This window comes from Saccharothrix sp. NBAS 001, from assembly GCF_056640475.1.
Map to the genome: position 1 here is coordinate 9,042,501 of NZ_CM153251.1, position 13,932 is coordinate 9,056,432.

Sequence of the window (13,932 nt, forward strand, 5' to 3'; positions counted from 1 at the left end):
TTGCGTGTGCGGGGTCGTGGGACCCACTGGCCAGTTCTGCCGGACTGGCAAGGAGTCAGAAAACACTGTGGTTAGCGGAACGTGTCTGGAAAGCGCGGCCGTAGAGGGTGAGAGTCCCGTACGTGAAAACCCGGTGTCTCCTTGTGGTGTTCCCAAGTAGCAGCGTACTCGTGAAATTCGCTGTGAATCTGGCGGGACCACCCGCTAAGCCTGAATACTCCCTGGTGACCGATAGCGGACTAGTACCGTGAGGGAAAGGTGAAAAGTACCCCGGGAGGGGAGTGAAATAGTACCTGAAACCGTGTGCCTACAATCCGTCGGAGCCTTTAGGGGTGACGGCGTGCCTTTTGAAGAATGAGCCTGCGAGTTAGTGCTGCGTGGCGAGGTTAACCCGTGTGGGGTAGCCGTAGCGAAAGCGAGTCCGAATAGGGCGTTTGAGTCGCGTGGTCTAGACCCGAAGCGGAGTGATCTAGCCATGGCCAGGGTGAAGCGTGGGTAAGACTGCGTGGAGGCCCGAACCCACCAGGGTTGAAAACCTGGGGGATGAGCTGTGGTTAGGGGTGAAAGGCCAATCAAACTCCGTGATAGCTGGTTCTCCCCGAAATGCATTTAGGTGCAGCGTCGTGTGTTTCGTGCCGGAGGTAGAGCACTGGATGGTCTAGGGGGCCCACAAGCTTACCGAAATCAACCAAACTCCGAATGCCGGTACGTGAGAGCGCGGCAGTGAGACTGCGGGGGATAAGCTTCGTAGTCGAGAGGGAAACAGCCCAGAACGCCGGCTAAGGCCCCTAAGTGTGTGCTAAGTGGGAAAGGATGTGGGGTCGCTCAGACAACCAGGAGGTTGGCTTAGAAGCAGCCACCCTTTAAAGAGTGCGTAATAGCTCACTGGTCAAGTGGTCCTGCGCCGACAATGTAGCGGGGCTTAAGCACACCGCCGAAGCCGTGTCATTCAGATTTTGTCTGGATGGGTAGGGGAGCGTCGTTCAGCCGTCGAAGCGCCGGAGTGATCCAGGTGTGGAGGCTGGACGAGTGAGAATGCAGGCATGAGTAGCGAAAGCAGAGTGAGAAACTCTGCCGCCGGATGACCAAGGGTTCCTGGGCCAGGCTAATCCGCCCAGGGTAAGTCGGGACCTAAGGCGAGGCCGACAGGCGTAGTCGATGGACAACGGGTTGATATTCCCGTACCCGTGTGAACGCGCCCATGGCGAACCTTGTGATACTAACCGCCCAAAGCCTTCCGTGAGTCTTCGGACGATCGGGAACGTGGAGCGCGGGACCTGAACTTGTAGTAGTCAAGCGATGGGGTGACGCAGGAGGGTAGCTCCGCCAGTGAGTGGTAGTACTGGTGTAAGCGTGTAGGCCGACGTGTAGGCAAATCCGCACGTCACATGGGCTGAGACGTGATGCATAGCCGATTGAGGCGAAGTAGGGTGATCCCATGCTGTCGAGAAAAGCCTCTAGTGAGTGTTCATGCGGCCCGTACCCCAAACCGACACAGGTGGTCAGGTAGAGAATACCGAGGCGATCGGGCGAACTGTGGTTAAGGAACTCGGCAAAATGCCCCCGTAACTTCGGGAGAAGGGGGGCCGAGGGATTTGAAGCCCCTTGCGGGCTAGGATTTTTCGGCCGCAGAGACCAGCGAGAAGCGACTGTTTACTAAAAACACAGGTCCGTGCGAAGTCGCAAGACGATGTATACGGACTGACGCCTGCCCGGTGCTGGAACGTTAAGGGGACCGGTTAGCTCTTCGGGGCGAGGCTGAGAACTTAAGCGCCAGTAAACGGCGGTGGTAACTATAACCATCCTAAGGTAGCGAAATTCCTTGTCGGGTAAGTTCCGACCTGCACGAATGGCGTAACGACTTCTCGACTGTCTCAACCACAGGCCCGGCGAAATTGCACTACGAGTAAAGATGCTCGTTACGCGCGGCAGGACGGAAAGACCCCGGGACCTTTACTATAGCTTGGTATTGGTGTTCGGTTCGGCTTGTGTAGGATAGGTGGGAGACTGGGAAGCGGCCACGCCAGTGGTTGTGGAGTCGTCGTTGAAATACCACTCTGGTCGTACTGGATGTCTAACCTCGGTCCGTGATCCGGATCAGGGACAGTGCCTGGTGGGTAGTTTAACTGGGGCGGTTGCCTCCCAAAGGGTAACGGAGGCGCTCAAAGGTTCCCTCAGCCTGGTTGGCAATCAGGTGTCGAGTGCAAGTGCACAAGGGGGCTTGACTGTGAGACCGACAGGTCGAGCAGGGACGAAAGTCGGAACTAGTGATCCGGCCATGGCTTGTGGAAGCGTGGTCGCTCAACGGATAAAAGGTACCCCGGGGATAACAGGCTGATCTTGCCCAAGAGTCCATATCGACGGCATGGTTTGGCACCTCGATGTCGGCTCGTCGCATCCTGGGGCTGGAGTAGGTCCCAAGGGTTGGGCTGTTCGCCCATTAAAGCGGTACGCGAGCTGGGTTTAGAACGTCGTGAGACAGTTCGGTCCCTATCCGCCGCGCGCGTAGGATACTTGCGGAAGGCTGTCCCTAGTACGAGAGGACCGGGACGGACGGACCTCTGGTGTGCCAGTTGTCCTGCCAAGGGCATTGCTGGTTGGCTACGTTCGGAAGGGATAACCGCTGAAAGCATCTAAGCGGGAAGCCTGTTCCTAGATGAGGTATCCCACCCTTTGTGGGGTAAGGCCCCCAAGAGACTATTGGGTTGATAGGCCGGAGATGGAAGGCCGGTAACGGCTGGAGTTGACCGGTACTAATAGGCCGAGGACTTGCTCACAAACATGCTACGCATCCACTGTGCGGTTCTGAAGGAACCGAACCGGACCACCACGGTCCCTGCCCTTTTCCGGGGTCGGGGGGTGTGGTGCCTACGGGTTGGTAATTTCATAGTGTTTCGGTGGTCATAGCGGTTGGGGAACACCCGGTCCCATTCCGAACCCGGTAGTTAAGCCTTCCAGCGCCGATGGTACTGCACTCGTGAGGGTGTGGGAGAGTAGGACGCCGCCGAACAATCATTCCTTCAGGGGTATCCGGTCCGCCGGGTACCCCTGAAGGCTTTTGTGCGTTCTGGGGTTGATGTTCTCTCTAGGGGGACGCGATGCCCTGGGTCACGTCACGTGTCACAGGCCGGTTCCGGACGGCGGACGAGAACACCAAGGACGTCGTGGTGTCGCCGTAGCGCTGCGCCTGCTCCACGAATTCCTCCAGCTCGACCGTCGACCGGCACACCACGCGCAGGAGCCAGCAGTCGTCGCCTGTCACGTGGTCTGCGTCGAGGACCTGGGCGAGGGTCACGATCCGCTCACGAAACCTCGGCGTGTCGAGGCTGCGCACCCGCACCCGGACGATCGCCTCGATCGGCAGGCCGAGCAGGCGCGGCGACACGACGGCGGCGTACCCGGTGATCACGCCGGCCTGCTCCAACCGTCGCACGCGCTCGGTGGTCGCCGGCGCGGACAGCGCGACCCGCTTGGCGAGTTCGGTGAACGTCATCCGGCCATCCCGCTGGAGCAGGTCGAGCAGCTTCCAATCCAGATCGTCCAGTTCCACCGTGGAATCGTAGGCACACCGCCGCGAACGCCTGGACTTGTCCCTGTGCCGCGACGCGCGGCTCCAGCAGGATTTCCACCATGACGAACACGCTGCGCTTCCCGCCCGCCGACCCCGCCGTCGCCGCCGCGTTCTTCGCCGCCGAACTGGCGTTCGAGGCCGACCCGGACGACGTCGTCCGCGATCTCCGCTCCGGTGAGACCCACGGCTTCCGGCTGGTGGAGACGCGCAGCGCGGAGGCGTTCGCGTTGGCGCGCATCCCCGGCGCGGTGAACCTGCCGCACTGGGAGATGGACGCCACGACCACCGCGGGCTGGGACCGGAGCCTGGTCTACGTCTGCTACTGCGAGAGCTTCGAGTGCAACGCCGCCACGAAGGGCGCGGCGAAGCTCGCCGCGCTCGGGTTCCGGGTGAAGCGGCTCGCCGGCGGGATCCGGGCGTGGCAGGCCGCCGGGTACCCGACCGAAGGCCGGACCGAGAACCTGCACGGGGTCGCGTGCGCCTGCTGATCTACCCTCGGTCGGGTGACGCGTCTGCTCGTGCTCCAGCTCGACGACAAAGACCCGGCCGGCCGCCTCGGCGACTGGCTGACCGACGCCGGGGCGGTGCTCGACGTCGTCAAGACCTACGAGCGGCCGGTGCCCGACGTGCTCGCCGACCACCGGGGCCTGGTGGTCCTGGGCGGTGCGATGGGGGCGCTGGACGACGTCGACCACCCGTGGTTGGCGGACGTGCGCAAGCTCCTGTCGCACGCGGTCGCCAAGCGGGTGCCGACGCTCGCCGTGTGCCTGGGCGCGCAGCTGCTCGCGGCGGCTACCGGTGGCCAGGTGCGGCGCGGTCCGCACGGGCCGGAGGTGGGTGTGGCGCTGGTGGCGAAGCGGGACGTGGCGGGCAAGGACCCGTTGTTCGCCGACCTGCCGTGGACGCCGGACGTGCTCCAGTTCCACGAGGACGAGATCGCGCTGCTGCCGCCGACCGCGGAGCTGCTGGCGTCTTCGCCGAAGTACCCGAACCAGGCGTTCCGGGTGGGTGACCGCGCCTACGGGGTGCAGTTCCACATCGAGACGACGCCGGAGATGGTATTGCGTTGGGCACAGGGGGCGCCCGAGATCGTCGCCGACGTGCCGCCTGCGCGGCTGGATCCGGAGCGGCTGGAACGGGGTCACGAGGACATCCGTGAGGTGTGGCAGCCGTTCGCCGAGCGTTTTGTCCGGTTGGCGAACGGCGAGGTGTCGGTGACCCGGAACCTGCCGCTGGTGTGACGAACCTCCGTTGATGTGAGTGTTCATCGGCAGTACAGGTAGCGTTCACCCACGACTGTGTCGTTCCAGCCGGAGGAACATCAGCGTGGATGCCTCGCTCCTCGTCATCATCGTGGTCGCCACGGCGTTGGCGTTCGACTTCACCAACGGCTTCCACGACACCGCGAACTCGATGGCGACATCGATCGCGACCGGCGCGTTGAAGCCCCGCACCGCGGTCGCGTTCTCGGCGGTGTTGAACCTGGTGGGCGCGCTGCTGTCGGTGGAGGTGGCCAAGACCATCTCCGGCGGGATCGTCGACGATGCGCGCATCACGCCCGCCGTGGTGTTCGGCGGCCTGGTCGGCGCGATCGTGTGGAACCTCGTCACCTGGTACGTGGGGTTGCCGTCGAGTTCGTCGCACGCCCTGTTCGGCGGTTTGATCGGGGCGACCTGGATCGCGTCGGGCGCGGACGCCGTGCACTTCGCGAAGGTGATCGACAAGGTGGTGGTGCCGTCGATCGCGGCGCCGCTGGTGGCCGGGATCGTGGCGCTGCTGGCCACGGTGCTCACCTACCGGCTCACCCGCCGGGCGCGCGAGTCGGTGTCGCACAAGGGCTTCAAGGCGGGCCAGATCGCGTCGGCGGCGCTGATGTCGCTCGCGCACGGCACGAACGACGCGCAGAAGACGATGGGCATCATCACGCTCACCCTGATCACCGCCGGGACGCTCGCGCCGGGTTCCGCGCCGCCGATGTGGGTGATCCTGAGCGCCGCGGTCGCGATCGCGCTGGGCACCTACCTGGGCGGCTGGCGGATCACCCAGACCCTGGGCAAGGGCCTGACCACGATCGAGGCCCCGCAGGGCTTCGCGGCGCAGACCAGCGCGGCGACCGTGATCATGGCGTCGTCGCACCTCGGGTTCGCGCTGTCGACGACGCACGTCGCGTCCGGCGGGATCATGGGGTCCGGGCTGGGGCGGCGGCGCGACGGCGTGCGGTGGGGTGTGGCCGGGCGGATGGCGCTGGCGTGGATGCTCACGCTGCCCGCGGCCGGGATCGTCGGTGCGATCGCGGGCAAGGTCGCGTCCGCCGGGACGTTTGGCGTGGTGGCCGTGGCGGTGGTCGCCGTGGTGGTGTCGCTGGTGATCTGGCTGCTGTCGCGGCGCGAGCCGGTGCGGCCCGAGCACGTGGTGGACGAGATCGCGGCGCAGTCCGAGACGCACAAGGTGGCGGTGTGAAGGTCGACTGGGTGGCGCTGGGCACGGTGTTCGGGGTGAGCCTGGGTGTGGTGCTGGGGCTGGTGGTGTTGTTCTCGGCGGGGCTGCGGGCGCTGTCGGCGCGGGAGGACGCGCGGGAGCGGGGCGGTTCGGTCGCGCTGCCGACGGCCGCCGCGAGCGCGTGCCTGGTGGCGTGCGTGACCGTGGTGCTGTTCGGCATCTACTTGATCGTGGCGCACTGACCGACCCGGCCGGCGCTCGCGGTACTACGGTGTCGTTCGATGACCGATCCAGCGCGCACCCCGACATCCCCGGCCCGGTTCGGCCTGACCGAGACGCGCAGCGGTGAACTCCTGCGCGCGGCCGGGTGGTGGGACGGCCGACGTCCCTCGGAGGGCAACGAGCCGATCCTGTGGGCGCTGTCCCGCAGTCCCGACCCCGACCTGGCGCTGCTGGGCGTCGACCGGCTGCGCGAAGCGCTCGGTGCGGGCTGGGCCGGGCTGGACGACGCGTTGCGGGCCAACGACGTGCTGCGCGGGCGGCTGCTCGCGGTGCTCGGGTCGTCCACCGCGCTGTCGGACTTCCTGGCCGCGAACCCCGACCGGTGGGCGCTGCTGGCCGACGCCGAACCGGTGTCGGCGGAGTCGTTCGCGCCCGCGCTGGTCGCCTCGGTCGACGGGCTGACCGGCGCGGACGCCGTGCGGGCGTTGAAGATCGAGTACCGGGCGCTGCTGTGCCGGGTCGCGGCCGAGGACCTGGCGCACGTCGCCGAGCCGGACCTGCGGTACGTGAGCTACGACGACGTGGCCGGGCTGCTGTCCGACCTGGCGGTCGCCGCGCTGCGGGCCGCGCTGGACGTGGCCTACCGGGAGGTGCCGCGCGCCGGCGAGTGCACGCTGGCCGTGATCGCGATGGGCAAGTGCGGTGCGCGGGAGTTGAACTACGTCAGCGACGTCGACGTGGTGTTCGTCGGCGAGGGCGATGTCGGGGTCGCGACCCGGCTGGCCAGCACGATGATGCAGGTCGCCGGGCAGGCGTGCTTCGAGGTGGACGCGGCGCTGCGGCCCGAGGGCAAGGCGGGTGCGCTGGTGCGGACGTTGGACGGGCACGCGTCCTACTACCGGCGGTGGGCGCGGACGTGGGAGTTCCAGGCGCTGCTCAAGGCCCGTCCGGTGGCCGGCGACGCCGAGTTGGGGCAGCGGTACCTGGAGGTCGTGGGGCCGTTGGTGTGGACGGCCGCCGAGCGCGAGGACTTCGTGCCCGACGTGCAGGCGATGCGCCGCCGGGTCGAGGACAACGTGCCGGTCGGGTTGGCCGACCGGGAGTTGAAGCTGGGGCGCGGCGGGCTGCGGGACGTCGAGTTCGCGGTGCAGTTGCTGCAACTGGTGCACGGGCGCGGTGACGAGGAGCTGCGCATCCCCACCACCACGGCGGCGCTCGCGGCGTTGGGGCGCGGTGGGTACGTGGGGCGCACGGACGCCTCGGACTTCGGGCGTGCCTACCGGTTCCTGCGCTTGCTGGAACACCGGTTGCAGTTGCAGAAGCTGCTGCGCACGCACCTGTTCCCGGCCGACGACGACGCGGCGGGGCTGCGCTGGCTGGCGCGTGCCTCCGGGTTGCAGGCCGAGGGCGGGCTGTCCGAGGCGCAGGTGCTGCTGGCGGAGTTCCGCAAGCGCGCCAACCAGGTGCGGCGGCTGCACGAGAAGCTGTTCTACCGGCCGTTGTTGCAGGCGGTGGCGAACGTGCCGACCGAGGCGTTGCGGCTGACCACCACCGAGGCCGAGAACCGGCTGGCCGCGCTCGGCTACGCCGCGCCGGACGGGGCGTTGAAGCACATCGAGGCGTTGACCAGGGGCGTGTCGCGGCGGGCGCGGATCCAGTCGGCGCTGCTGCCGGTGCTGCTGGACCTGCTCGCCGAGACGCCCGACCCGGACGGCGGGCTGCTGGCCTACCGGCGGGTGTCCGAGGCGCTCGCCGAAACCCCCTGGTACCTGCGGCTGCTGCGGGACGAGGGCACGGTGGTGGACCGGCTGGCCGCGCTGCTGGGCACGTCGCGGCTGGTGCCGGACCTGCTGGTGCGCGCGCCCGAGGTGCTGCGGCTGCTCGCCGACACCGAGGGGCTGGTCGGCCGGGACCCGATGACCATCGGCAACCCGTTGCGCAGCACCGTGTCCCGCTACAACGACCTGGACCGCGCGGTCACCGCCGCCCGGTCGCTGCGCCGCCAGGAGCTGTTGCGGATCGCGTCGGCGGACCTGCTCGGGCTGGTGTCGTTGCGCACGGTGTGCGTGTCGCTGTCCGAGGTGTGGGTGGCGGTGTTGCAGGCCGCGCTGGACGCGGTCGTGCGCACGACCGGCGAGCGGCAGGCGGCCATCGCGGTCATCGGCATGGGGCGGCTGGGCGGGCGGGAACTCGGGTACGGGTCGGACGCGGACGTGATGTTCGTGTGCGAGGCCGCGCCGGGGGTGACCGATTCCGACGCCGTCCGGTACGCGAGCGCGGTGGTGGAGAAGGTGCGGCGGCTGCTCAGCGCGCCCAGCCAGGACCCGGCGTTGCAGGTCGACGCCGACCTGCGGCCCGAAGGCAGGCAGGGGCCGTTGGTGCGGACGTTGGAGTCCTACCGGGCGTACTACGCGCAGTGGTCCGAGCTGTGGGAGGCGCAGGCGCTGCTGCGGGCCCGGTTCATCGCCGGGGACGTCGGGCTCGGCGCGCGGTTCATGGAGCTGGTCGAACCCGTGCGGTATCCGGCGGACGGGTTGGACGCGGCGTCCGTGCGGGAGATCCGGCGGATCAAGGCGCGGGTGGAGGCGGAACGGCTGCCGCGTGGCGCGGATCCGTCACTGCACACCAAGCTGGGGCGCGGCGGGCTGGCCGACGTGGAGTGGACCGTGCAGCTGTTGCAGTTGCAGCACGCCCACGAGGTGCCGGCGTTGCGGACCCCGTCGACGGTGCGCGGGCTGCGCGCGGCGGCCGAGGCGGGGCTGATGGCGCAGGACGACATGGTCGCGTTGAAGGAGTCGTGGCTCGTCGCGACCCGGGCGCGCAACGCGATCGTGCTGGTCCGGGGCAAGCCCGGCGACCAGTTGCCGACCACCGGGCGTGATTTGGCGGCCGTGGCCGGGGTGATGGGGCAGCCGCGCGACCCCGGCGAGTTCCTCGACGCCTACCGGCGCACCACGCGGCGCGCACGCGCCGTGATCGAGCGCGTCTTCTACGGCTCGTGAACACTGGGGTGCGTGAAGGCGATTGCACAGGACGAGTTCGGCGATGTCGAGGTACTCACGCTGAGGGAACTGCCCGATCCGCCGATCAGTTTCGACCAGGTGCTGGTGGAGGTGCGGGCGGCCGGGGTGAACCCGGTCGACCGGCTGGTGCGCATGGGGTACGTGAAGGACTCCGTGCCGCACCACTTCCCGCTGATCCCCGGCTGGGACGTGGCGGGGGTGGTGCGCGCGGTCGGGCCGGCCGTCGAGGGTTTCCAGCCCGGTGACGAGGTGTTCGGCTACCAGCGCAAGGACCACGTGCAGCACGGCACGTACGCGGAACTGGTCGCGGCCACCGAGAGAGGGCTGGCGCACAAGCCCGCCAACCTGTCGTTCGAGGAGGCCGGCGGCCTGGCGCTGACCGGGCTGACCGCGTTGCAGGCACTGCGCAAGGTGCACGTGACGTCGGGTGACGCGGTGCTCGTGCACGCCGCCGCCGGGGGTGTCGGGCACCTCGCGGTGCAGGTCGCGCGGATCCTCGGGGCGTCCCGGGTGATCGGCACGGCGTCGCCGCGCAACCACGAGTTCCTGCGCTCGCTGGGCGTCGAGCCCGTCGCGTACGGGGACGCGCTGGTGGACAACGTGGCCGAACTGGTCGGCGGGGACGGGAAGGTGGACGTCGCGTTCGACTGCGTCGGCGGCCCCGCGCTCGACGACTCGCCCGCGCTGGTGCGGGACCCGTCGCGGATCGTGTCCATTGTGGACACCAACGTGCTGGAGCTGGGCGGGCGCTACGCGTACGCCAAGCCCGTCCAGGCCGACCTGGAGTGGCTGGCGGACCGGGCCGGCGCCGGTGAGCTGAAGGTCGTGGTGCAGCAGACGTTCCCGCTGGCCGAGGCCGCGGAGGCGCACCGGCTGCTGGAAGGCAGGCACGTGCGCGGGAAGATCGTGCTGACGGTGTGACGGCGAAGGCCTCCCGGGGTGACCTGGGAGGCCCTCGCGCGTTCACTCCTCGTCGTCCACCGTCGGGACCGAGGTGAACAGCTCCACGATCCACTCCTCGACCAGGGTGTCGTCGGAGTCCTCGTCCGGCACCAGCCGGTTGGAGACCTTGATGCCCAGGCCGAGCACGTCGGCGGCGCCGATCGCCTCGATCGCCTCGGCGGCGGAGTCGAAGATGTTAGTGGACAGCACCTGCGCGGTGGTTGCGACGTCATCAGACACGGCGCGACCCTAACCGCCCGCCACGACCGTGGTATCAGCGGGTTCCGCCCGCGCGGGCCCGGTGTGACCACCCGGTGTCCGGCCGGTGTCCATTGACTGCCGGTGGTCGCCGTGCCGAGACTGGCAGGGCTCAATGGGGGGACGTTCGCACGCGTGCGCCCGGACGAAGGACGTCATGGACGAGACCCGTCGCAGGAAGAGGAACACGGCCGTGAAGATCGGCCTCGCCGTGCTCGGCGTGCTGGTGCTGCTGGGCGTGGTGCAGGCCGTGACGGCGGGGTCCGTGGGGGTCGGCGCGCTCAGCGTGACGTTCCGGTCCGGCACGCCCACCACCTCGCCGGGGACGGGAGGCGCGGACGGCGTGGCCGGCACGTCGTCGGCGCAGGCCCCGGCCACTGTGGAGACCAAGGTGGCCGTCGGGTCGTGGAAGCAGGCGCGCGGGTTGCTGACCGTCGAGGTGACGCGGGTGGAGAACGCCGGTGGGCGGTTGCGGCTGCACGTGACCGTGGTGAACGCGAGCACGGCGAAGATGGACCTGCCGTTGGCGTCGGTGTCCGCGGTGGACGACGGGAAGCGGAACTACAGCGCGTCGCTGGCCACCAGCAAGTGGCCGGTGACCGTGGCGAAGAACGCGAGCACGTCGGGGTACGTGGAACTGGACCCCGGCGTGGCCGGTTCGGCGTCGGTGGTGGCGGTGACGTTCGGCGGGATCGTCGGGCAGCTGGCACCCGCGGGCGGTGCGGTGACCGTGGCGGACGTCCCGGTGCCCAGGTAACGCGGGTGCACGGCCCGTACAAGACGCACAGCGAGCCCGTGCCCGCGCCTGCCGGCTACCTCGACTCGGAACCGGCTGGCCCGCCCGACGTCGGTGGCGACACCCTCTGATGGTGCCGCAGGCCCTCGGCGCGCTGCCGGCGTTCCTGGGGCTCGTCGCACCCGGCATCGTCTTCGAACTGCTCCGTGAGCGCCGGCGCGCGGGGCTGAATGAGTCGGCGTTCCGCGAGGCGAGCCGGGTCGCGCTGGGCAGCCTCGCGTTCACCGCCTTGTCGTTGACGCTGGTCGTGTCGTCGCGGCAGTCGATGGCCGTTCCCGGCACTGGGAACCACATGACCGCGCGATCGTCCCGACCTTGGTGGCCGGAAGTGGCTTGGCGGCAGCTCTGCGCGGCGCGCCGCCACCCGGCCACGTGCACCGGGACCGGCCGCGCGCCTTGATCCCATGGAGCCGAATTCGGCAGTGAGTCAGATAGCCGACTGCACGAGGGCAAGCAACGGCTTGGCGATGCCGGGTGCGGCGGCGATGGTGTGGGCGGCGGCTGAGCTGTGCTGCGTGCCGGAACTGTCGAGCACGTGGGCTCCGGCTTCGCGGGCGATGAGCACGCCGGCCGCAATGTCGTGGGTCTTGTTGGCCAGGATGATCGCGCCGTCGATGCGACCCTCGGCCAACCACACCAGGTCGTGGGCGGCCGAACCGAACATGCGGATGCGTTCGACTTTTGCGGCGAGTGCTGCGGTCAGTGCGATGCGCTGCCGGTTCTTCTCCTCCGCGCCTGCGCCTAGCGCGTAGTCACCGATGGCGATCATGGCTTTCGGCAACTCGGCCGTTTTGCTGGCCCGCATCCGCTGTCCGTTGACGTACGAGCCTTGCCCGTGGGCGGCGGAGTAGTGCAGATCCAGATGAGGAAGGGTAATCGCGGCGACGATTGCGTGGTCGCCTTGCATGAGTCCCAGTGAGACACCACTGAGTGGGACGCCGTGTACGAAGTTCGACGTGCCGTCGATGGGGTCAAGCGCCCAGACGCGGTCGCTGCTTGCGGCCTGGCTGCTGAAGCCCTCTTCCTCGCCCATGAAGCCGATCTCGGGCGTGACCTCGGCCAGGTAGGCACGTATGTCGCGCTCGATGCGGAGGTCTACGTCGGTATAGGTGTCACGGTCGGACTTCTCGGTAACCGTTTCGGGACGGGTGTGCTTGATCAGGTCGCTGCCGATCGTCACGGCCTTCTGCGCGATGGCGGTCAACTGATCGAGCGCTTGCGTCACCGGGTCTCCTTCGCGCGGTCCCACATGGAGTCGAACACCTGTGAGAAGGTGCTGAAAAGGCCCGGTACCGCATCATCCTTCTCGATCACGAGCGTAGGGGATTCGACGCCCCTGGCGTCCGGCAGGTAGGGCTGGACGATGCATTTCGCCTGGTTGGTGACGAGGATGTTGTAGCGGATCGGTTCGTCGTAGACCCGGATGGCGAGCTGTCCACGCGCGTCCGGCGAGACCTTGGCACCGACTCGGCGCAGGGCCTCGATGTTGAGGCGCGTGAGCATGGAGAGGTGTCCTTCGGGTAGTCCCTCCTCGTGCTCGCGAGCGGTGATGTTATGGCCGCTCGGGTCGAGGAAAAGGGCCTTGATGGTGGTGCCGGTCTCGATGGAGTCGAGTAGTGCGTTGTCGGAGTACTGCTGGCACAGGACGTTGAGCGAGAGTCCGGCGATGTGGATCTCTCGTGCACCCTCGAACAGGTCGCGTGGGGTGACGTTGTGCAGGAACTCGGTGCGGCTCGGGTAGACGGCGGTGACGTCGGCCAAGCGTGTCTGCTGCGGCATCTGGACCGGGCGTGGCACGGGGTGGGTGGAAGTTGCCGGCGGCTGGGACGGTGTGACGAGGCTGTCGGCGTCGCCCTCGTGCGGGGACAGGAGTTGTTCGGCGGTCCAGCCGGGGAACATCTTTTCGAGGATGCGGCAGTGGTCGGCGTAGGGCAGGCCGAGCAGGTCGCCGGACAGCCATCGGTAGAACTGGGCCTTGCTGGGATAGCGGCCGACGAGGTCGGGGTCTAGCTGCTTGGCGACTCGGTCGTACTCCTTGCAGAAGGCGCGGTAGCCCTGCATGTGGCGTTGCCTGAGCAGGACCCTCAAGAGAGTGGACCGTGTGGCCATCTGGCCTCCCCGACGTGGTGACTCGGCCGAGGCTGGCACCCGGATGAGACCAAGACGAGACAACTTGACTCCGGCACGCGCTCTGCGTGCGGGAGGTGAGACCGCTACGGACCTGGGACGGGACTACAGGCTGCCGAATCTGATTGAGCAAGCCGCGAGATAGCGGCACCTGTCAGAGGAGTGCAGCCGATGGCGATCAACAAGAGGTTCCGGTTCCTGCGGGCGGCCGGTCGGCCGGTGCGGCAGCGAATGGACGGGGTGACCGGTCGGCGACAGTGGAAGGTCACGGTCACCGACCCGCACGAGCCCAACGCCAAGCGCAAGAGCTTCGAGGTCACGTTGCCGGTCGACGTTCAGCCGGTGCCGACCACCGGTGAGGTGGTGCCGGGGATGCGGCCAGTGGAGTTGGAGGGGCTGAGCGCTGAGCCTCGGATCGCGGGGAACGGTGAGTTCAAGTACCAGTCGTTCCTGTTCCGGGCTACCGCGTTCCGGGCGGTGGGTCGGTCGGGCGGCTCGGCTCCGGACGCGGGCAAGTCGAACGGTGGCAGCTCCGAGGCCAAGGCCGCGTGAGC

13 protein-coding genes and 2 rRNA genes (1 of these 15 cut by a window edge) are annotated in these 13,932 nt (G+C 68.0%); 11 read left to right on the plus strand and 4 right to left on the minus strand.

Features of this window, described 5'->3' with window-relative positions; translation table 11 throughout:
• Together AC0HI0_RS40495 and rrf are read left to right on the plus strand one after the other, a co-directional pair.
• A 23S ribosomal RNA gene (locus tag AC0HI0_RS40495) occupies positions 1-2,777 on the plus strand (it extends 302 nt beyond the left edge of the window).
• A gap of 116 nt (positions 2,778-2,893) precedes the next feature.
• A 5S ribosomal RNA gene (gene rrf / locus AC0HI0_RS40500) occupies positions 2,894-3,010 on the plus strand.
• 75 nt (positions 3,011-3,085) lie between these two features.
• Here the strand turns inward: rrf and AC0HI0_RS40505 are convergent.
• Positions 3,086-3,550, minus strand: coding sequence for an Lrp/AsnC family transcriptional regulator (locus AC0HI0_RS40505; protein WP_480928750.1), 465 nt, complete (start codon positions 3,548-3,550; stop codon positions 3,086-3,088).
• A gap of 80 nt (positions 3,551-3,630) precedes the next feature.
• On the opposite strand from AC0HI0_RS40505, the gene AC0HI0_RS40510 reads away from it, so the two are divergent.
• The 6 genes from AC0HI0_RS40510 (at position 3,631) to AC0HI0_RS40535 (ending at position 10,176) form a co-directional block, all read left to right on the plus strand.
• Positions 3,631-4,059 carry a rhodanese-like domain-containing protein gene (locus AC0HI0_RS40510; protein WP_480928751.1) on the plus strand — a complete coding sequence of 143 codons (429 nt, stop codon included), beginning with the start codon at positions 3,631-3,633 and terminating at the stop codon, positions 4,057-4,059.
• Between the two features lie 15 nt (positions 4,060-4,074).
• Positions 4,075-4,812, plus strand: a complete 738-nt coding sequence (locus AC0HI0_RS40515; RefSeq protein WP_480928752.1) for a type 1 glutamine amidotransferase — start codon at positions 4,075-4,077, stop codon at positions 4,810-4,812.
• Positions 4,813-4,897: 85 nt separating this feature from the next.
• Positions 4,898-6,031 carry an inorganic phosphate transporter gene (locus AC0HI0_RS40520; protein WP_480928753.1) on the plus strand — a complete coding sequence of 378 codons (1,134 nt, stop codon included), beginning with the start codon at positions 4,898-4,900 and terminating at the stop codon, positions 6,029-6,031.
• Positions 6,028-6,252 carry a hypothetical protein gene (locus AC0HI0_RS40525; RefSeq protein ID WP_480928754.1) on the plus strand — a complete coding sequence of 75 codons (225 nt, stop codon included), beginning with the start codon at positions 6,028-6,030 and terminating at the stop codon, positions 6,250-6,252. Before AC0HI0_RS40520 ends, AC0HI0_RS40525 begins: the two co-directional genes overlap by 4 nt.
• 39 nt (positions 6,253-6,291) lie before the next feature.
• Positions 6,292-9,234 (plus strand): bifunctional [glutamine synthetase] adenylyltransferase/[glutamine synthetase]-adenylyl-L-tyrosine phosphorylase, encoded by a 2,943-nt coding sequence (locus AC0HI0_RS40530; protein ID WP_480928755.1) that lies wholly within the window; start codon positions 6,292-6,294, stop codon positions 9,232-9,234.
• A gap of 12 nt (positions 9,235-9,246) precedes the next feature.
• Positions 9,247-10,176, plus strand: a complete 930-nt coding sequence (locus tag AC0HI0_RS40535) for an NADP-dependent oxidoreductase (RefSeq protein ID WP_480928756.1) — start codon at positions 9,247-9,249, stop codon at positions 10,174-10,176.
• Positions 10,177-10,218: 42 nt separating this feature from the next.
• Here AC0HI0_RS40535 and AC0HI0_RS40540 read toward each other — a convergent pair whose 3' ends face one another.
• Positions 10,219-10,437, minus strand: a complete 219-nt coding sequence (locus AC0HI0_RS40540) for a hypothetical protein (RefSeq protein ID WP_480928757.1) — start codon at positions 10,435-10,437, stop codon at positions 10,219-10,221.
• 211 nt (positions 10,438-10,648) lie between these two features.
• On the opposite strand from AC0HI0_RS40540, the gene AC0HI0_RS40545 reads away from it, so the two are divergent.
• Both AC0HI0_RS40545 and AC0HI0_RS40550 read left to right on the plus strand, forming a co-directional pair.
• Positions 10,649-11,212: a hypothetical protein gene (locus AC0HI0_RS40545; RefSeq protein WP_480928758.1), complete on the plus strand. Its 564-nt coding sequence runs from the start codon at positions 10,649-10,651 to the stop codon at positions 11,210-11,212.
• Between the two features lie 112 nt (positions 11,213-11,324).
• Complete coding sequence (locus AC0HI0_RS40550) at positions 11,325-11,651, plus strand: DUF6338 family protein (protein ID WP_480928759.1); 327 nt, start codon at positions 11,325-11,327, stop codon at positions 11,649-11,651.
• A gap of 27 nt (positions 11,652-11,678) precedes the next feature.
• Here AC0HI0_RS40550 and AC0HI0_RS40555 read toward each other — a convergent pair whose 3' ends face one another.
• Both AC0HI0_RS40555 and AC0HI0_RS40560 read right to left on the minus strand, forming a co-directional pair.
• Positions 11,679-12,476 carry an inositol monophosphatase family protein gene (locus AC0HI0_RS40555; RefSeq protein ID WP_480928760.1) on the minus strand — a complete coding sequence of 266 codons (798 nt, stop codon included), beginning with the start codon at positions 12,474-12,476 and terminating at the stop codon, positions 11,679-11,681.
• Positions 12,473-13,339: a DUF5919 domain-containing protein gene (locus AC0HI0_RS40560; RefSeq protein WP_480928761.1), complete on the minus strand. Its 867-nt coding sequence runs from the start codon at positions 13,337-13,339 to the stop codon at positions 12,473-12,475. The genes AC0HI0_RS40555 and AC0HI0_RS40560 overlap by 4 nt, the downstream gene beginning before the upstream one ends.
• A gap of 210 nt (positions 13,340-13,549) precedes the next feature.
• Here AC0HI0_RS40560 and AC0HI0_RS40565 point away from each other — a divergent pair, with 210 nt between their 5' ends.
• A complete protein-coding gene (locus tag AC0HI0_RS40565; protein ID WP_480928762.1) occupies positions 13,550-13,930 on the plus strand; it encodes a hypothetical protein in 381 nt (126 codons plus the stop codon).
• The last annotated feature ends 2 nt before the right edge of the window (positions 13,931-13,932 follow it).